We start from the raw sequence: 18,697 nt of genomic DNA on the forward strand, positions 1-18,697 counted from the left end.
TCATCCCTCGTGGCCGTGCCCCAGAAGGCTGCCTCCCAGCTTATGTTTCCTGGACTGCTGCTGCTTAGTGAGGATCAGGGATGCCAGCAGGATCAAGCTGAATCCGGCAAGGATCCAGACGGCCATTCCGGCCGACCACTGATCCATCGACCAGCCGATCAGATACTGCAGCACCGCGCCGCCGATCCCACCGGATGCGATCAGGATGCTGGTGGTTGTCTCCGTCATTCCCGGAATGAGCACGTTGGCATATACGAGGGCGATGGAAAACAGCCCGGACATCGATACGCCGACTCCAAAGACGAGTAGGTAGGCTGTCCATTCGTTCGCCCATAGAGCGAACCCGATCGTAAAGGCGAGGGTAGCCGCCGTGCTCCAGACCAAAAACGGGATATACCTTACTGTTTCCGCGATTCTACCCACGAACAGCCGCCCGATGACCATAGCAATCCACAGGATGGTGACGCCAAGGGAAGCGAGTGAATCTTTAACGTGCACCTTCTCGATCAGAATGGAGGGCAGAAAATTCATCAGCCCCAGCTCAAGACCCATATATACAAAGAAAAAGACGATGAATATACCCAGCAGCCCGGCGTATCTACCACGGTAGCGGCTTTTCTCCTGAGAACCTGCGGATACCGCCTTGTCCAGCCGTGCGGAGCTCTCTGCCGGCATGGCCAGCCACAGGATCAACAGCATCAGCGATACTAGGGCAACCGTAAAAAAGGTGAGGAACCAGGCGTCCATCGTAAGAAACAGGCTGACCGCCGCGGGAATAAGGAGCGCGCCCAGACCGAAGTAAACGTCAAGCTTAGTCATGGCGACCGCTTTCTGTTCTTCGGCAAATTCAATCGTAAACGCGCCGATCGAAGACTCAATGATGCCGGAACCGAAACCGACGAGCAGAGTCATCAGAATGAACCAGGTCCAGGACGGAAGGCTTCCCATGACAATGCAGGCTGCGGTGACGCAGGCCAAGGAAACAGCAAGCATCCGCTTTCGGCCGAGCTTGGCCGACATGAAAGGCGAAGCCGTAACTCCGGCGAGAAAACCGAGAAACTGCAGGAAGAGCAGCGTTCCGCCGTCCCCGTAATCCTTATGGTAATGGGCCAGGAGGACGGGAAGCATCGCGCCGAGCACCACACTGGTGATTCCGATCAGTAGGTAAAATCCGCAGCTTAAGGCAAACAACCTCCGCAAGAATTCACGCTCCTTTGTCGATATTTTGGGAGATCTCCAAATCTATCAGCTGATGTAATACAATTTATACCATATTAGGCATAAAATAAATATGTTATTTTGTAAAATAATATTTTAAATGTAAAAAATATGTAATTAGAAGGAGAACGCACCATCCGCATGGTACCTTTCTCATACGAAAGAGAAAGAAGAGGCTTGACTGTTTTCGTCGAATAATAAGGTCTTCCGCCTCTGGCAGCCTCTGTTTCACCATCTTTAATGGGCATTCCAATGCATAGTTCAATAGAATTATGAGGCTTAGGAAAAAAGTTATAAAAAAATTGCCAAAAAAGCAAAGGTTCGAGATGGAAAATGTCGAAGAATAAAGTAGGCATTCGTTTTTTAAACTTACATACGACGTAATGCAAGAAATTGAAACGGCGGTGAGTGAGAGTGGGATGGATTCGAAAGAAAGATATGGGGGAAGAAAAACAGAAACAGAATAGCTCCAGCTCAAAGGAGCGAAGCGGCAGCAAGCGGAAGGCTTCAGCAGCATCAGGAGGGCCGGGAGATCCGAAAAAGCCGTCACGGTTCGCCAGCCTGCCGGGCATCAGCGGGGCACAGCTGCAAAATTTAAACCCGTTCAAGTCGGTGGGCGTGAAGCTGTTCCTGATTTTTTTCGTGGCGATAGCGGCGATCGTGCTGACCCTGGGTCTAACATCCTATAGCAAAGCCAAAAGCACCATCAAGAACAATACGGCGCTGGCGAATAGCCAGACGATCCAGCAAACTCAGGAAAAATTGGATATCATTCTGAAGCAATATGAAGATATGGCGATGCAGATGTTTTTTGATCCGGAAATGCAGAGCGTCATCGACGAGCTGGCACGGAACCGGCAGGATGAATACCAGAATTTCGTGCTTACGGATCAGATCAACAAAAAATTGTCAAACCAGCTGAACAGCAACTCTTCGATCAAAGCGATTTATCTGGTTCCGCCCGAAGAGTCGCAGCGCATCATCTCTTCCGGTTCAGGCGGCCTGGACATCAATACGATCCGCGAAGCCGACTGGTTAAAAAATGCGAAGAAAACAAATCAGACATCATGGGTTCCTTCTTCAAAGGGTAAGGATGGAAGCGTTTCCTTCGAGCTGGTCCGCTCGCTGCAGAGCTTGTCCCGCGGCGGAGCCTACGTCATTGTCGTGGAGCTTAAGACTGACGTCATCGAAAACCAGCTCAACGGAATCAGCTTGGGTGACGGCAGCAAGCTGCAGGTTGGCGACGCTAACGGTCAAGTCGTTGCCTCTACCGTGAACAGTGAAGCAGGAACCAAAGCCACACTTTCGTTCATGCAGGGCCAGACAGAACCGGCCAAGACCCTGGAAACGCAGGATAACGAAGGGAATGAAATCCTTGCCGTATACAACACGCTCGAGACGACAGGTTGGAAGCTGGTAGGAACCGTTCCGGTCGAAATGCTGGTCAAGGACGCCAAGGGAATTCTGGTTTTGACCATGGGAATGGCCGTTGGCGCGATCGTGGTCGCCATCCTGATCGGGTTCTGGATGGCCCGGATGATCGCAACCCCGCTCAGCAAGCTGAAGGATCTGATGCTGGAGGGGGCCAAGGGCAACCTGAACGTGCGGACACAGCATAAGTCTAAGGATGAAATCGGTCAGCTGGGACAGGCTTTCAATCTGATGGTGGACCAAATTACGAAGCTTGTTCAGCAGACGAATACGACGGCCCAGCTCGTGCTTGAAACGGCGGGCGAGCTGACGGATGCTTCCAAGAAGACGGCGATCTCGGCCAAAGAAATTGCCATTGCGACCGAGGAAATCGCCAACGGGGCAAGCAGTCTGGCTACCGAGGCGGAGCGCGGAAACGAGATGACCGAGCATATGGCCAAGCAGATGGGATTGGTGATCACGGCCAATGAGGAAATGGGCAGCGCCGCGCGGCATGTTGAACAATCCAGCCAGTACGGAACCAAACAGCTGAACGAGCTGCTGGACAAAACGCATCAAACGGAAGAAATGACGCGTGAGCTGATGCACAAGGTGGATGCCTTGAAGCAGACGGCAAGCTCTGTCAACAAAGTGCTGGTCGTGCTGCAAAATATTACGAAGCAGACGAATATTCTGTCCCTGAACGCCACGATCGAAGCGGCGCGGGCCGGGGCGGCCGGACGAGGCTTCATGGTCGTGGCGGACGAAATTCGCCAGCTTGCGGACCAGTCCAGACAATCGATTGACATGGTAGGGCAGATCACCGGTCAAATCATGTCCGAGATGAATGAAACGGTCGAAGCGCTGTCGGACGCTTATCCGCTGTTCCAGCACCAAATGAATGCGGTGAAGGAAACGAACGAAATTTTCGTATCGGTTCAGGAACAGATGGGCGATTTCACGCAGCGGCTGCAATCCGTAACCGAATCGATATCAGCGCTGCATGATTCGCACAGCGTTCTTTCGGAAGGCATGAGCAACGTCAGCGCGGTCGCAGAGGAATCCTCGGCGACCTCCGAGGAAGTAGCCTCGCTCAGCAATGAGCAGCAAAGCGTGGGCGATCATCTCGTTGAGCTCTCCGCCAAGCTGGAAAATGTATCGATTCAGCTGAAGGAATCGCTGTCCCGGTTTACGTTGAACTAGAGAAAGCATAAGGAAGCATGTTCAAAACTTAGCTTTATTCGAATGCAGCAACGTTGACAGCGTAGTGCCAACCCAATATACAGTTTTCACAGTGAGCCAACGCGTCTCCCTCCCGGGGATGCGTTGGCTTTTTGGTTCTCTGAGAACGGATCCAGCCTGAGCTGGCCGGGTTGGACATGCCTGTGGAAGGATATACTGAGTGGAAAAAGCATAAAGAGGGGTTCTTCTTGAGCATAAAACATAAGCAGCGCATTTTCTATGTGCTGGTCATCCTTTCGTTTATGATGACGGTACTCATATTGAGATTAGCCTACATACAGCTCGTTATGAGGGGGTCGGAGCTGCCCGGAAGCCGGTTTACGATGCAGGAAATGTCGGTGCTGCAGCGGGAGCGCGGCGTCGTTTTGGACTCCGGGCGGGGCAAGTTTTACGACAGAAACGGCGAGCCTTTAACAGGGAAGACGGTTTCCGCCGCCGTGCTGTTCCCGGTTTCCGGTTCCATCCGGCAAGAGGCGAAGGACAAGCTGAATGCGGTCACCCGGGTCCTGAAGACGGATCAGGCCGCCTTCTTGAAGGTATGGGACCACTTGAGCGTCCCTCTCGTGTGGCCGGACTCCCGCAAGAGCGTTCCGCTGGCGTTGAAGGACAGCGAGGCAAAACAGGTAAGGACGGCCGGAATCAGCGGCATCGAAGTGCTGCCGTATACCAAGCGGTATGAGGATGCTTCCAGCGGGATGCAGTGGCTCGGCTATTTAACGGAGCAGCCCGGGCAGAAGCATCTGATCCACACGGGGTATGCCTTTCAGGAGGGGGCGGCCGGGCTGGAAAAGACGCTGGAGCCGCTCCTGCGCGGGATGGGTCCGACGACCGCCTATTATACCGTCGATGGAAGCGATCAGCCCATTCCGGGTACGGGCATCCGGATTAAAGGACCAGGTAACGCCTATTATCCGCTCAAATTCCGCACCACGGTGGACCTGGAGCTGCAACGGCAGATCGAGCAGCTGGCCAAGGAATCGGGGATGAAGGAGGGCGCCGTTGTCCTCCTTGATGCGCAAACCGCCGATGTGGTGGCCATGGTATCGCTGCCGTTCTACAATCCCTTGGACGTCAACCCGCAGCAAAGGGCATGGAATAACCGCGCTTTACAGGCAGCCGTGCCTGGTTCCATATTCAAAACGGTCATCGCGGCAGCGGCGCTGGAGGCAGGCGTCACTTCTCCGGATGAAACCTTTACGTGCACCGGCGCATACGGTAAATATGGACTTTCCTGCCCCAAAGAGCATGGCGTGATTACGCTCGCGGAGGCTTATGCCGAATCGTGCAACGCTGTGTTTGCGGAACTGGCGGAGCGGCTGTCAGCGGGCGAAATCGAAGCGGCCGCTCATAAGCTGGGCCTGGCAAGAACGGTGGGTTGGGAGGAAAAGGACATCCTTGGCCTGCCTCTTCTGCGCCCGTTCGATCATGAGGACAGCGGAAAAATCTTTGCCGATCCGGATAAGGCCGATCGGGACGGGGGGATCCGCGCACAGACCGGCATCGGTCAGCGCGATGTACAGGTGACCCCGCTGCAGGCCGCCAACATGATCGTGACGCTTCTTCAGCAGGGACAAGTCCATGCGCCACGAATTCTAGAGAGCGTTTCGTATGCCAACGGCCAGCTGATGAAAGAGCTAAAGCCCCATTTGGCCCCGTCGTCCCTTGGTACCGTCCAGCCGGCAACTGCGGATTTGATTACCGGCTGGATGGAAAAGGTGGTCACCGAAGGAACGGGTCAGTCGATCCGCGGCGCGGCATGGCCGCTAGCCGGCAAATCGGGAACGGCCCAGGTGACCATAAACGGACAGCCGCGTAATCATCAGTGGTTCATCGGGTACGGACCCGTGAACCAACCGAAATACGCGGCTGCGGTACTGTATCAAAATATGTCGCCGTCCTCCCGGAACCAGGCGACGGTGCTGTTCGGACGCATTATGAACCTGCTTGCGGCTCATCCGGCGGCGTAGCATCCGGCGTGCGGGTGGTCATATCAAACGGCGACACGTCGAACTCTTCCTTCGGAAGGCGGATCCAGCTCTGCAAATATCCCTGCTGGAGCAGTTCCTTGATCAGGATCAGCAGCACGGGAGAGAGGATCAGTCCGGCAATGCCAAAGATCGACAGGGAGATGATCATGAACGAGAGCATCAGGAATGCCGACGACACGCCGATCGAATTGCCCGTAATTCGCGGTTCGAGCAGCTGGCGGGTGAGAAGCACCACGACGAGCAGGACGGAAAGGCCGATCGCCAGACTGAGATTGCCGACAATAAACAAATAAATGATCCATGGGATCAGGATAACCGGAACCCCGACGAGCGGCAGAATATCAAATACGGCACAAACCAAGGCTAGTGCAAGCTCGTTGCCTGTGCGCAGAATCAACAGCCCGGCATATACGAGCACGAGGGTGATGAGCACCATGACCAGCTGGGCCTTGATGTAGGAGCCGATGGCTTTCAGGACATATGTCTTCAGAAATGTATAGGCGTTCTTCAGCGTCTTCGGCGATTTGTCCCGCATCACTTTTCTCCAGCTGCCAATTTCGGTGCTGAGGAAAAACGCCAGGATGATGGCGATGCCGAAGTTGCCCATAAAGGACGAGAACGAACTGAACAGTCCGACCATATATTTAAAGAAAGCGGTGGCCCACCCGCTGGCATAATCCGTTAACGTCGTAAAATACTCGTTCATTTTTGCGGTGACATTTGGCGGCAGGGCTGCGATTTTTTCCTGAAGAAATTGCGTCAGCTTGGTAAATTCCGTTTGAATCATATGCGTGTATTTGGGCAAATTATCTTGGACCTGGGCGAACTGGGAAACAACGATCAGTCCGACCCCGAACAGGATCCCCAGGATTACCAAAATAAACACGAGTACGGAAATGGCGGAAGCGAACGGTTTGGGCATGCCCCTCTTGTGCAAAAACTTGGCCAGCGGTTCGATCATAAAGAAGACGACGAACGATAAAAATACGGGCGCGGCGATTTGGTACAGCTTGCTGAATATGTACATGACGAGGAAAACGGTAAGTACGATGAACCCGATATCCACAAAGGTTCGCCAGTATTTTTTGTACAGTGGAAGCATCGCGGGCGGATCTCTCCTTTTCACAACAGATTATTTTTCATTGTACACGATTTATAAAAAAACGCCTATTTCTTCAGTCACTGTGATAAAATAAGAGGTAGCGATTTTTATAGGGTGCCTATGAAAATCAAAGTTATCAAATAACACATGCCTTTCGGCAAGTCAAAGTCAATACAGAGAAAAGTGGGGATATGACATGCAGACTTTGCTGCTTTGGTTATTTTACATCTCATCGTTTTACGCGTTTATTCCCGGCTTGATCACCCGAATATTCGGTTTCCGCGTATTTCGCAGAGGGATCACGGAGCATGAATACGCGCTGACCTTCGATGACGGTCCCGATTCGGTGTACACTCCGAAATTGCTGGACCTGCTGAAAAGATACAACGCCAAGGCCACCTTTTTCGTCGTCGGCTCGCACGCGGAGCAGCATCCCGAAATCGTCAAGCGGATCTATGACGAAGGCCATCTGATCGGCATTCATAATTATGTCCATAAATCGAACTGGCTGATGCGGCCGGGAACGGTCAAGAAACAGATTATGAAGACCGACAAGGTTATTCATACGATTACCGGCGAGCGCAGTTCTTATTACCGTCCGCCGTGGGGAATCGTGAATTTGTTTGATTTTGCCAAGCGGAGCCAGTTCAAGATCGTCCTGTGGTCGTCCATGTTCGGCGACTGGCGGGAACGCATCGGCGCGGATCGGCTGACCGAGCGGATGCTGAACAAGCTTCAGCCCGGAGAAGTGATGCTGCTGCATGATTGCGGGCTCACAGCCGGAGCTAACCCGGACGCGCCACAGCAGATGCTGATTGCTTTGGAGCGGGTGCTGGAGGAAGCGGAGCGCCGCGGAATGAAAGCCATCCGGATCGACGAGATGATCGAAGCGAAGGAGAAAGCGCCGGAGCGAAAGCTGCCGCGGCTGAAACGGGCTTCGGTCAAAGTTTGGCTGCTGTGGGAGACGCTGTTTCATGCGATGTTCCGGTTGAAATCGATCCGGCCTTATGATCCTTTCATCCATTACCGGCTGCGCACCTATAAGGGACAAACGGTGGAGATGAATGACGGCGCAACGCTGTCCAAGGGGGATAAAGTCATCGAGCTGCACTTCGATAACGAGAAGCTGTTCCGGCTCGGTGTCCGGTCCAGATCGATGGTGCACCTGGCCATCCAGATGATCCGCGGCACCGAAGATCAGTTCCCGGAACTGGCCCGGATTATCATCAACGACCCTGAACTGCAGCAGGCGAAGGCCATATACGGAGTCACGATGATTAACCGGGGGCCAAAGAACTTCGGCTTCAAAATCGTCGACTTAAAAGACGGGCTGTTCGCCAAGTCGTCGAAGCTGTACCTGAGATTCCTGCTGCGGATCATTAATCCGTCCGGACAGGAACGGCTGAAGGACCATTCGGAACAGATGGTTCCGAAAATGCTGGTCATGCCCGTCGCTCAGCTGGTCGAGCGGTTTTCCGAGAGCGGATCTCACCGCCGGCAGCAAGTGAAGGAGCCATCCGATCCGCAAGAGGAGAAGAAGGACGAGATGCTTGACCTGAATCTGGTTGCTTCGTCGCAGGGCATCGGCAGCACGCCGCCTGCTGTGTAAATCAAACAGCAATTATACGAAATATTAATGATCGGGGCTGTCCCGGCTGTGGTTAAAGACCGCAGCTGGAGACAGCCCTTTTGTTGTTGAACCGGAAACCGAATGAAGCAGCCTTACTATTTAAAGCTTTATGCTTTATATAAAAAAGGTGCTTCATAAGTCGGAGCGACTTATGAAGCACCTCGGATGCATCTCACTTCGATGCAGAGTGGATTAGATTTTCATGACGCCGCCTTGGCTGGCGTTGGTGACGAGCTTGGAGTAACGGGCGAGATAGCCTGTTTTCACCTTCGGCTCGAAGCCTTTCCAATGGGTGCGGCGCTCGGCCAGCACTTCGTCGCTGACAAGAAGCTCGATTTTACGGTTGTTCAGGTCGAGCTCGATAATGTCTCCGTCTTCAACGAAGGCGATCGGACCGCCCTCAGCTGCTTCCGGAGAGATGTGGCCGATACTGATTCCGCGGGATGCGCCGGAGAAACGTCCGTCCGTGATCAGGCCAACTTTGGCTCCAAGGCCCATGCCGACGATTTGGGACGTAGGCGCCAGCATTTCCGGCATGCCTGGGCCGCCTTTAGGTCCTTCGTAACGAATAACGACGACGTGGCCTTCTTTAACCTTACCGTTCGCGATGCCTTCCAGCGCCTCCTCTTGGGAGTCGAAGCAAATGGCAGGACCTTTATGATAGCCGCCGACGGATGGATCCACGGCGCCGACTTTGATGATGGATCCTTCCGGAGCCAGGTTGCCGTAGAGCACCGCCAGGCCTCCACGCTCGGAGTATGGCTGGTCGATCGGATGGATGACGTTCTTGTCCTGGATTTCGCAGCCGGCCACGTTCTCGGCCAGCGTCTTGCCGGTAACCGTCATGCAGTCGCCGTACAATGCGCCTGGCTTCTTGAGCAGTTCGTTCAGCACGGCGCTTACGCCGCCTGCGGTATGAACGTCTTCGATGAAGTAATCCGAAGCGGGTGCGAGCTTGGAGATATGCGGCACGCGGTTGGCGACTTCATTGATCCGCTCCAGCGGATAGTCGATGCCGGCTTCCTGAGCGAGAGCCAGGGTGTGAAGCACGGTGTTCGTGGAGCCGCCCATGGCCATGTCGAGTGCAAAGGCGTTGTCGATGGACTCCTTGGTCACGATGTCACGCGGCTTCAGGTCCATCTTCACGAGTTCCATCAGCTGGCGTGCGGATTGCTTGACGAACTCTCTGCGTTCTTCGGCTACCGCCAGAATCGTTCCGTTGCCCGGCATTGCCAGTCCAAGGGCTTCCGCCAGACAGTTCATGGAGTTCGCGGTGAACATGCCCGAACAGGAACCGCAGGTAGGACAGCCGTATTGTTCGAGTTCCAACAGATCGTCGTCGCTGATTTTGCCGACTTGGTGGGCACCGACGCCTTCGAATACGGATGTCAGGGACAGGCGGCGTCCTTTGCTGTCGACGCCGGCCTTCATCGGACCGCCGCTGACGAAGATCGTAGGGATGTTGACGCGCAGCGCGCCCATCAGCATGCCCGGCGTAATTTTGTCACAGTTCGGAATGCAGACCATACCGTCGAACCAGTGTGCAGAGACAACGGTTTCGAGCGAGTCGGCGATGATTTCGCGGCTCGGCAGGGAATAACGCATGCCGATGTGTCCCATGGCGATGCCGTCATCAACGCCGATCGTGTTGAATTCAAACGGAACGCCTCCGGCTTCGCGGATGGCCTCCTTGACCAATTTGCCGAATTCTTGAAGGTGGACGTGGCCGGGAACGATATCGATGTATGAGTTGCACACGGCGATAAACGGCTTGCCGAAATCCTCCTCTTTCACGCCCGCCGCGCGGAGCAAGCTGCGGTGAGGCGCGCGGTCAAAGCCCTTCTTAATCATGTCAGAGCGCATTTTATTAGCTGCCATGATGTCTTTTTCCCCCTAACTGTAAGTATCGCGCTTTAGCGCGGTTAACTATGAAAGTGCCCGTATAAAACGAAACGGTTTTAAATGAGTCTATCACAAAATGAAAGCTTTTTCTAGCAATGGTTCGAAAGATTCGGGGAACTTTAGGCCCAGGCAGGCGAACAGGAAAAGGCACCTTCCATTCGCTGGGAATGAAGGTGCCTTTTGGCTTATGTCAATCAATCACTTGTTGTTGGCTTATGGTCAGGCAGGGATTAGTTTTTGCCGCCCTTGCGGCCGATTTCTTTGTAGAACTCCTTATCGTGAGACTCGGAAGTGGCTTCGCCGCCTTTTTGGCCGATCTCCTGATAGAATTCACGGTCATGGTTTTTGGAAGTGGCTTCGCCGCCCTTGCGGCCGATTTCCTGATAAAATTCCTTGTCATGATTTTTGGCCGTTGCTTCCCCGCCCATACGACCTGCTTCTTCTCTGCTCATTTTACCGTTATTATCGTTGTTACGTGCCATTTCAAATCACTCCTTGGAAAGTATTTTTTGATTGATATAGATTGAACTAAAGTGTACCTCCGGACCCGAAGTCCGTACCCGCCTTCCGGAGAAAGTGCGGATGACGTTAGCCTTAGTTCACTCTATATTAGTTGCGCGCATCCTTTACTTACCACGGCTTTTTTGGATTGAAACAATTAAATTATGAAATCATTGGTAAATAACTCGCTTGGATACAGCGCTGTCGGAAGGAGGCCTATCGGATCAGCCCTAGCGGATAAGCCCGTGGAGAGGAGGAGAGAAATACGGCTCCGCTTCAATTGTTACATATTGACAACCCTTCTTCCTCCGCTGACAATAGGGACAGACCAAGTAACGGAAAGGGGAAGAAAACATGCAGGATAGTAACCTACCTGGATCACCCGAGCTTGTCACGTTCGGAGAAAGCATGGGGCTGTTCACGGCGCAGGATTCCCGCGGCCTGGAGTATGCTTCCACCTTACATAAATCCTTTGGCGGAGCGGAGAGCAATGTGGCCATCGGCGTCGCCCGTCTGGGTCACACCTCAGGCTGGTTCGGGGCGCTGGGAAAGGATCCTCTCGGGGACATGATTTACAAGTCGATCCGCGGCGAAGGCGTCGACGTGTCGCAGACGGTACGCGGCGTTGACGCGCCGACAGGCATGATGATCCGGGAAAATACGGCGGGCCGCACGTCGGTGTACTATTACCGGAAAGGCTCGGCGGCAAGCCGGATGCAGCCGGATCAGCTGAATGCTTCTTATATTGCCGGAGCTAAAATTTTACACGTGACCGGCATCACGGCGGCGATCAGCCCGTCCGGGCTTGCCTGTGTCGAAGCGGCTATAGATATTGCCACGGCAGCCGGCGTCAAAATCAGCTTTGACCCCAATCTCCGCCTGAAGCTGTGGAGTCTGGAAGAGGCGCGGGGCGTGCTGCTGCGTCTGGCCGAAAAGGCGGATTACTTTTTACCGGGCCTCGATGAGCTGAAGCTGCTGTACGATACGGACGATGACGCGGGGATTTTTGCAAGCCTTTCCAAACTGAAAGCCGTATCGATCATCAAAGGCGGTCCTGACCTGACTTATGTGCTGGAGCAGGGGAACGTAACGGAGGTTCCGTACTTCAAAGCCGACAACGTACTGGATACCGTCGGAGCGGGTGACGGCTTCTGTGCCGGCTTTATCGCCGGGCTATTGAAGGGCGAAAGCGCTGTGGAAGCGACCCGTCTGGGGAATCTTACCGGATCCATGGTTATTCAGGCCGTGGGTGATTGGGAAGCGCTTCCGACTTGGGAGCAGGTCGAGGCGAAGCTCGGCAACAAGGCGCATATTGAGAGATAAGGCGAAAGAGTGCAGGGGTACTCTGGAAATAGACATCTTTCAGGCTTTTCCATATAATGAACAAAAGGAGCGGTCATTGTGAAAAAAATCCAGCTTTTGCAAAAAATTATCGATAACGGCGTCGTTGCCGTTCTGCGCGGAGATTCGGCTGATCAGGTGTTTGACATGGCGGAGGCGGCAATTGCCGGCGGGATCAAGGTCATCGAGGTTACGCTGACCGTGCCAGGAGCGCTGCATGCGATCGAGAAGCTCAGCCGGATGTACAGCTGGGAGACGAGCGACCCGGACAAATTCGCCATCATCGGAGCGGGAACGGTGCTGGAGCCTCAGACGGCGCGCGCCTCCATCATGGCTGGAGCCCAGTTTGTCGTCGGTCCTTCGCTGAATCCCGACACGGTTAAGCTGTGCAATTTGTACCGGGTGCCGATTCTGCCTGGCGTCATGACGATCGCCGAAGTGCAGCAGGCACTCGAGCTCGGGGTCGACATCGTGAAGCTGTTCCCTGGCAGCCTGTACGATCCGTCTATCATCAAGACGATGAAGGGACCTCTGCCTCAAGCAGACTTTATGCCGACAGGCGGCGTATCGCTGTCCAATCTCGGCGACTGGATCAAAGGCGGAGCGGTGGCCGTCGGCATCGGCTCGGACCTGACCAACGAGGCTGTGAAGACCGGGGATTTAAGCCATGTCCGCACGAAAGCGGAGCAGTACATGGAGGCTTACCGCAAGGCGAAGTCGGAGCTGTAAGCCGGCCGGAATGTTGTGAGCGGAATCATTGTATCATAAGTAAAACCCAAGCATTATGAATCAAACCCGATCGTAACGGGTACTACACCATACAGCCTGCCGTCCCGCATGTGGAGGCGGGCTGGTCCCTTATTCCATATGAAGCGAGAAGCCGCGGATCGGATCAAAAGGACCAACACTTGTGGAGGTGCACCATATCGTGCAGAACATAGATACGCTTGCCTCTTGGATTGAACAAAGCGGCAATATCGTTTTTTTCGGTGGAGCGGGAACGTCGACGGAAAGCGGCATTCCCGACTTCCGTTCCGCCGCCGGGCTGTATCAGACTGAACAGCATCTGCCATACCCGCCGGAGCAAATGCTGAGCCGGTCCTTTTTTATGAAGCTTCCCGAGGTGTTCTTTGATTTTTACCGCAGCAAAATGCTGCATCCCGATGCGGCCCCGAACGGCTGCCACCGGATGCTGGCCAAGCTGGAGCAAGCCGGCAAGCTGAAGGCTGTCGTGACCCAGAACATCGACGGATTGCATCAGAAGGCGGGAAGCAAAGAGGTGCTGGAGCTGCACGGTTCTGTTCACCGGAACTACTGCATGGGCTGCGGGGCGTTTTACGACCTGGAGCACATCATGGCGACGAACAAGCTCGTTCCGCGCTGCCCAAGCTGCAGCGGGATCATCAAGCCCGACGTCGTCCTGTACGAGGAGCCGCTGGACCAGCAGGTACTCTTTGGTGCGGTGGAGGCGATCTCCCAGGCGGATCTGCTCATCATCGGCGGCACCTCTCTGACGGTTCAGCCGGCGGCGGACCTGGTGTCCTATTTTCAAGGAAGCCGCACCGTCCTCCTGAATATGGACCCCACTCCATATGACCGCAAAGCGGATCTGCTGATCGCTGATAAAATCGGCGAAGTGATGGAGCAGGTGGAGCGGAAACTGGGTATTTAATGGGTGGCAGATGTTCATAGCGCGGTAAGCGTGGTAACAGCTTAGTCCATCCCTTTTTAACAGGAAGGATATTAGCCGGGACCTCCAGCCCGTGTAATCGGTTTCTTGTCAAATGCCTTGCCGAGGATTTATGATGGTTCTAGTAGTCTATTAACCGTGAGAGAGAAGGGCGGATATCAATGGCATATACACCAAGCGAATCACGTTACGAAGAGATGACTTATAACCGCTGTGGCCGTTCGGGACTGAAGCTCCCGGCCATATCGCTGGGACTCTGGCATAATTTTGGCGGAATCAATACGTACGAAAATGCGCGGAATATGATCACCCGCTCGTTTGATTTAGGAATTACCCACTTCGATCTGGCGAATAACTACGGTCCTCCACCAGGCTCGGCGGAAGAAACGTTTGGCCGGATTCTGGCCCAAGACCTGAAGAGCCACCGGGATGAATTGATTATCTCGTCCAAAGCCGGGTATTACATGTGGCCCGGTCCTTACGGGGAGTGGGGATCACGCAAGTATCTCGTCTCCAGCCTGGATCAAAGCTTAAAGCGGATGGGTCTCGATTATGTCGACATTTTTTATTCGCACCGCTTTGACCCGGATACTCCACTGGAAGAAACGATGATGGCTCTTGACCATATTGTGCGCTCCGGTAAAGCGCTGTACGTCGGCATTTCGAATTATTCGGCGGAGCAGACGGCGGAAGCCGCCGCGATCCTGAAGCAGCTGGGAACGCCGCTCTTGATCCACCAGCCAAGCTATTCCATGCTGAACCGCTGGATCGAGAACGGCCTGCAGGACGTGCTGGATGAGCAGGGGATCGGCACGATTGCCTTTACCCCGCTGGCTCAAGGGCTGCTGACGAACAAATACCTGAACGGCATTCCGGAAGATTCGCGTGCCGCGAGCCCGTCGGTCTTCCTGAACGAGAGCAACATTACGCCGGATGTGCTTCGCAAAATTCGGGCGCTGAACCAGCTTGCCGCCGCCCGCGGCCAAAGCCTGGCCCAACTGGCGCTGGCCTGGGTGCTGCGCGGAGGGCGCGTGACTTCAGCACTGATCGGAGCCAGCCGTGTTAGCCAGATCGAAGACAACGTGGCTGCACTGAAGAATCAGGAATTCAGCAAGGAAGAGCTGGACCGGATCGAAGCGATTTTAAAAACGGAAAGCGAATCCTGATCTAGTGGATATCCTGCGGATCGATGAGAGGCATATTCCAGTGACGGAAACTTAAGTCCATATTAGCGACCATCCTGCGGTTGACCTTGCGCGTATATCAGGTGTATGACCGGCTTGGATTAACTTTACGCACATCTTACGCGTTACGCGCAATAACTCACTTGTCTGGCCCTTAATCGAAATAACCCGCTTATCATGGGCCTAACTCACAATAACCCGCTTGTCTGCCGGAGGGCAGGGCATGCGGGTTATTGTGTGCCAAGCGCTTAGGATCCGCGCTGCGAGTCCGGCCGGGCGGAAGCGACAAGGTCCGGAGCCGTTACGACGGCGCGGTACGCCGTCGGGGACTGCCCGCACAGCCGCTTGAATTGGCGGGAAAAATACAGGGCGTCCGTCAGCCCGACGGAGGCGGCCACCTGCTCGATCGACAGCTCCGGCCGTTCGCGCAGCAGCTGGCGCGACTTATCGATGCGGAGCTTAAGCAAATAGGTCACCGGCGAGCAGCCGGTTTCTTTCTTGAAAATCCGCGACAGATAGGCCCGGTTATAACCGAGGCTGTCGCACATTTGCTCAATGGAGACCGGATGGGCGTACTGCGCCGACATGTAGTGGATCATCTGCTTGACGGTCCGCTGCACCTGCGATTCCGTTCCCGTCAGCCGGGAATGGCTGGACAGGATATTCTGCGCTTCCGAGAAGATCAGGTACAGATAGCCGAGCGACGCCAGATCGGCGCTTTCCTGCTTCGTATAGAACGCTTCCTGCATCCGTTCAATGGAGCCGGGGATCATGGTGTCCCCGTCGGTAAAGAGCACCGGATGCAGCGGGTCGAAGCCGGCGTTCGCCAGGAGCCCCTGCGCCTCTCTGCCGGAGAAGGCGGTCCAGCGGTAGCGCCAAGGCTCGCCGGCGTCGGAGGCGTAGCTGACCAGCTGGCCGGGATGAATGAGAAAGCAGCTCCCTTGTCCGAGCTCATAGGTGCGCTGCTCGGTTCGAAACGTCCCTTTTCCCTCTTCTACATAATGAAGCAGATAGTAATCATAAATTTTTGGCCCGACAGCATGCACAGGCCTGGTCTGGCTCTCTCCCGCAAACAGCACGTGCAGCGGGCCGTCGTCATGATAGACGGGGTTTGAAGCAACGGAGTAGGTCTCCTGCGGAATCATGGATTCATCGATCCTTTCACAAACATCAAAATAAATGCGGTCCTTCTTACACCATTATATTCTCCAAGGTCACATAAATCCATATCCAGTCAACATAATTGCATTAACGCGGACAGGAAGTCCTTTTATAATGAAAGAGCAGAACCATAAGGAAAGGATGGGTGCATATCCCTATGACATCGGAAACTTTATTACAGCAATTCATGACGAAATACGGTGACAGCAGCGAGGAAGTACGTGTGTTTCATGCTCCGGGCCGGGTTAACCTGATCGGGGAGCATATCGATTATAACGGAGGTTACGTTCTTCCCGCAGCGCTGGAGTTCGGCACGACGCTGCTCATTCGGGAGCGCGGGGACGATGTGATTCAGCTGGCCTCCACAAATTTACCTTATGAATACAAACTAGCCGTCAAGGAAATCGGCAGCCATAAAACGGGCGAGTGGGTGGATTATGCCGTAGGCGTCATGGTCGAGAACGCCAATATCGGCTGTCCGGTTACTAAAGGCTATGACATCCTTTATCACGGCGATATTCCGAACGGCGCCGGATTATCTTCTTCCGCCTCGATCGAAGTGGTCACTTCGTATGCGCTGCAGACGATGGAGGGGTACAGTACGGATACGGTGCAGATTGCGCTCCTGTCGCAAAAGGCCGAGAACCAGTACGTCGGCGTCAACTGCGGCATCATGGACCAGTTCGCCGTCGCGAACGGGAAGAAGGACCACGCGATCCTGCTCATGTGCGACACGCTGGAATACAAGCATGTTCCGTTCCAGACCGGGGTCTACAAGCTGGTGATCAGCAATACGAACAAGCGCAGAGGCCTGGTGGATTCGGCTTACAACGAACGCCGCTCGCAGTGCGAAACCGCCTTGGCCCAGCTGCAGGCGAAGATGCCTTCGCTTCAGTATTTGGCCGGTCTGACGCCGGATCAGTTCGAATCGCTGAAGGATGCTATCGCCGATGAGACGGTCGTAAGACGTGCACAGCACGTGGTCGAAGAGAACCAGCGCGTGCTGGATTCAGTGGAAGCGTTGAAGCAGAACGATTTGCAGACCTTCGGACAGCTGATGAACGCATCGCACGCATCGCTGCGTGACCTGTACGAGGTCAGCTGCGAAGAGCTGGACGTTATGGTCGAAGAAGCGCAGCGGATCGAAGGCACGCTGGGCTCGCGGATGACCGGAGCCGGCTTTGGCGGCTGCACCGTGTCGCTCGTGCATGAAGATGCGGTGGAACGGTTCATTCAGCACGTCGGCGAAGCGTATCAGGCGAGAACGGGCCTCAAGGCCGATTTCTATGTGTGCAGCGCAGGCGACGGAGTCAAAGAACTGAAGGGGGATCACTAACATGGCTATTCTCGTAACGGGTGGAGCAGGATATATAGGGTCGCATACGGTAGCGGCTCTTCTGGAGCGCGGCGAGGAGATTGTCGTGCTGGACAATTTGCAAACGGGGCACCGCGGGGCGCTGCTCGGCGGCAAGCTGTACGAAGGGGATCTACGGGACAAGGAGCTGCTGGCGAAGCTGTTCGCCGAGAACGAGATCGATGCGGTGATCCATTTCGCGGCGAATTCTCTCGTTGGCGAAAGTATGCAGAAGCCGGTGAAGTACTATGATAACAACGTTTACGGCACGCTCTGCCTGCTGGAAGCGATGGACGCGGCGAACGTGCGCCGGATCGTCTTTTCCTCCACAGCGGCGACTTACGGTGAACCGGAACGCGTGCCGATCGTCGAGAGCGACCGTACGCAGCCGACGAACGTGTACGGGGAGACCAAATTGATGATGGAGCGTATGATGTCCTGGTTCGACCAGGTGCTCGGCATCAAATACGTAGCCTTGCGTTATTTCAATGCGGCCGGGGCGCATGACAGCGGCAAAATCGGCGAGGACCACCGTCCCGAAAGCCATCTCATTCCGCTGGTGCTGCAAACCGCGCTGAAGCAGCGCGAGAGTATTGCCGTCTTCGGCGACGACTATCCGACAGCAGACGGATCCTGCGTACGCGACTACATCCACGTGAGCGACCTGGCGGACGCGCACTTGCGGGCGGTCGATTATTTGCGCAAGGGCGAGGCCAGCAACGTGTTTAACCTGGGAATCGGGGAAGGCTTCTCCGTGAAGGAAGTGATCGAGACGGCCAAGAAAGTCACCGGGCTGGACATTCCGGTCGTCGTGCAGGCCCGCCGTGCCGGCGATCCCGCTGTGCTCGTTGCATCTTCTGAAAAAGCCCGCACCGTGCTCGGATGGAACCCTTCGCGCACCAAGCTGGAGGACATTATCGAGAGCGCCTGGAGCTGGCATCAAAGCCATCCTGACGGATATGGCAAAGAATAAG

General features: G+C 54.8%; 13 protein-coding genes and 1 pseudogene. 9 read left to right on the forward strand and 5 right to left on the reverse strand.

The window, feature by feature from the left end:
* Nucleotides 1–1,200: an MFS transporter gene (locus tag IAE55_RS04785; RefSeq protein WP_145947372.1), complete on the reverse strand. Its 1,200-nt coding sequence runs from the start codon at nt 1,198–1,200 to the stop codon at nt 1–3.
* Nucleotides 1,201–1,632: 432 nt separating this feature from the next.
* Here IAE55_RS04785 and IAE55_RS04790 point away from each other — a divergent pair, with 432 nt between their 5' ends.
* The gene (locus IAE55_RS04790) at nt 1,633–3,831 is read left to right on the forward strand and encodes a methyl-accepting chemotaxis protein (protein WP_325168603.1); all 2,199 of its coding nucleotides are present in this window, start codon (nt 1,633–1,635) and stop codon (nt 3,829–3,831) included.
* 227 nt (nt 3,832–4,058) lie between these two features.
* Entirely contained in the window at nt 4,059–5,837 is a 1,779-nt protein-coding gene (locus IAE55_RS04795; RefSeq protein ID WP_325168604.1) for a peptidoglycan D,D-transpeptidase FtsI family protein, read from the forward strand.
* Here the strand turns inward: IAE55_RS04795 and IAE55_RS04800 are convergent.
* Entirely contained in the window at nt 5,803–6,960 is a 1,158-nt protein-coding gene (locus IAE55_RS04800) for an AI-2E family transporter (RefSeq protein WP_200631245.1), read from the reverse strand. The genes IAE55_RS04795 and IAE55_RS04800 overlap by 35 nt on opposite strands.
* Nucleotides 6,961–7,156: 196 nt before the next feature.
* Between IAE55_RS04800 and IAE55_RS04805 the strand changes: the two genes are divergently transcribed.
* Entirely contained in the window at nt 7,157–8,569 is a 1,413-nt protein-coding gene (locus IAE55_RS04805; RefSeq protein ID WP_145157801.1) for a polysaccharide deacetylase family protein, read from the forward strand.
* A 213-nt stretch (nt 8,570–8,782) separates the two neighbouring features.
* Here the strand turns inward: IAE55_RS04805 and ilvD are convergent, their stop codons facing one another.
* Together ilvD and IAE55_RS04815 are read right to left on the reverse strand one after the other, a co-directional pair.
* Nucleotides 8,783–10,468, reverse strand: a complete 1,686-nt coding sequence (gene ilvD, locus IAE55_RS04810; RefSeq protein WP_181152987.1) for a dihydroxy-acid dehydratase — start codon at nt 10,466–10,468, stop codon at nt 8,783–8,785.
* A gap of 260 nt (nt 10,469–10,728) precedes the next feature.
* Nucleotides 10,729–10,974, reverse strand: a pseudogene (locus tag IAE55_RS04815) (KGG domain-containing protein); the annotation flags it as partial.
* A gap of 373 nt (nt 10,975–11,347) precedes the next feature.
* Between IAE55_RS04815 and IAE55_RS04820 the strand changes: the two are divergent.
* The 4 genes from IAE55_RS04820 (at nt 11,348) to mgrA (ending at nt 15,190) form a co-directional block, all read left to right on the forward strand.
* Nucleotides 11,348–12,316 carry a sugar kinase gene (locus IAE55_RS04820; protein ID WP_200631247.1) on the forward strand — a complete coding sequence of 323 codons (969 nt, stop codon included), beginning with the start codon at nt 11,348–11,350 and terminating at the stop codon, nt 12,314–12,316.
* A gap of 78 nt (nt 12,317–12,394) precedes the next feature.
* Nucleotides 12,395–13,063: a bifunctional 2-keto-4-hydroxyglutarate aldolase/2-keto-3-deoxy-6-phosphogluconate aldolase gene (locus IAE55_RS04825; RefSeq protein WP_089550331.1), complete on the forward strand. Its 669-nt coding sequence runs from the start codon at nt 12,395–12,397 to the stop codon at nt 13,061–13,063.
* A gap of 199 nt (nt 13,064–13,262) precedes the next feature.
* The gene (locus IAE55_RS04830; protein ID WP_076169657.1) at nt 13,263–14,006 is read left to right on the forward strand and encodes an NAD-dependent protein deacylase; all 744 of its coding nucleotides are present in this window, start codon (nt 13,263–13,265) and stop codon (nt 14,004–14,006) included.
* Nucleotides 14,007–14,185: 179 nt separating this feature from the next.
* Nucleotides 14,186–15,190, forward strand: coding sequence for an L-glyceraldehyde 3-phosphate reductase (mgrA, locus tag IAE55_RS04835; protein ID WP_116229396.1), 1,005 nt, complete (start codon nt 14,186–14,188; stop codon nt 15,188–15,190).
* A gap of 266 nt (nt 15,191–15,456) precedes the next feature.
* Here mgrA and IAE55_RS04840 read toward each other — a convergent pair whose 3' ends face one another.
* Nucleotides 15,457–16,353 carry an AraC family transcriptional regulator gene (locus IAE55_RS04840; protein WP_105444416.1) on the reverse strand — a complete coding sequence of 299 codons (897 nt, stop codon included), beginning with the start codon at nt 16,351–16,353 and terminating at the stop codon, nt 15,457–15,459.
* 173 nt (nt 16,354–16,526) lie between these two features.
* Here IAE55_RS04840 and IAE55_RS04845 point away from each other — a divergent pair, with 173 nt between their 5' ends.
* Both IAE55_RS04845 and galE read left to right on the forward strand, forming a co-directional pair.
* The gene (locus tag IAE55_RS04845) at nt 16,527–17,705 is read left to right on the forward strand and encodes a galactokinase (RefSeq protein ID WP_200631249.1); all 1,179 of its coding nucleotides are present in this window, start codon (nt 16,527–16,529) and stop codon (nt 17,703–17,705) included.
* 1 nt (nt 17,706) lies between these two features.
* Nucleotides 17,707–18,696 carry a UDP-glucose 4-epimerase GalE gene (gene galE / locus IAE55_RS04850; RefSeq protein ID WP_200631251.1) on the forward strand — a complete coding sequence of 330 codons (990 nt, stop codon included), beginning with the start codon at nt 17,707–17,709 and terminating at the stop codon, nt 18,694–18,696.
* Nucleotide 18,697 lies beyond the last annotated feature (1 nt).

The organism is Paenibacillus sp. S28, from assembly GCF_016624415.1.
Classification (GTDB): domain Bacteria; phylum Bacillota; class Bacilli; order Paenibacillales; family Paenibacillaceae; genus Paenibacillus_AQ; species Paenibacillus_AQ favisporus.

Coding starts and splice junctions, on each gene's coding strand:
- IAE55_RS04845 (WP_200631249.1), top strand. CDS start 16,527: ATGACATCGGAAACTTTATTACAGCAATTCATGACGAAATACGGTGAC.
- IAE55_RS04800 (WP_200631245.1), bottom strand. CDS start 6,960: ATGCTTCCACTGTACAAAAAATACTGGCGAACCTTTGTGGATATCGGG.
- IAE55_RS04820 (WP_200631247.1), top strand. CDS start 11,348: ATGCAGGATAGTAACCTACCTGGATCACCCGAGCTTGTCACGTTCGGA.
- IAE55_RS04805 (WP_145157801.1), top strand. CDS start 7,157: ATGCAGACTTTGCTGCTTTGGTTATTTTACATCTCATCGTTTTACGCG.
- IAE55_RS04840 (WP_105444416.1), bottom strand. CDS start 16,353: ATGATTCCGCAGGAGACCTACTCCGTTGCTTCAAACCCCGTCTATCAT.
- mgrA (WP_116229396.1), top strand. CDS start 14,186: ATGGCATATACACCAAGCGAATCACGTTACGAAGAGATGACTTATAAC.
- galE (WP_200631251.1), top strand. CDS start 17,707: ATGGCTATTCTCGTAACGGGTGGAGCAGGATATATAGGGTCGCATACG.
- ilvD (WP_181152987.1), bottom strand. CDS start 10,468: ATGGCAGCTAATAAAATGCGCTCTGACATGATTAAGAAGGGCTTTGAC.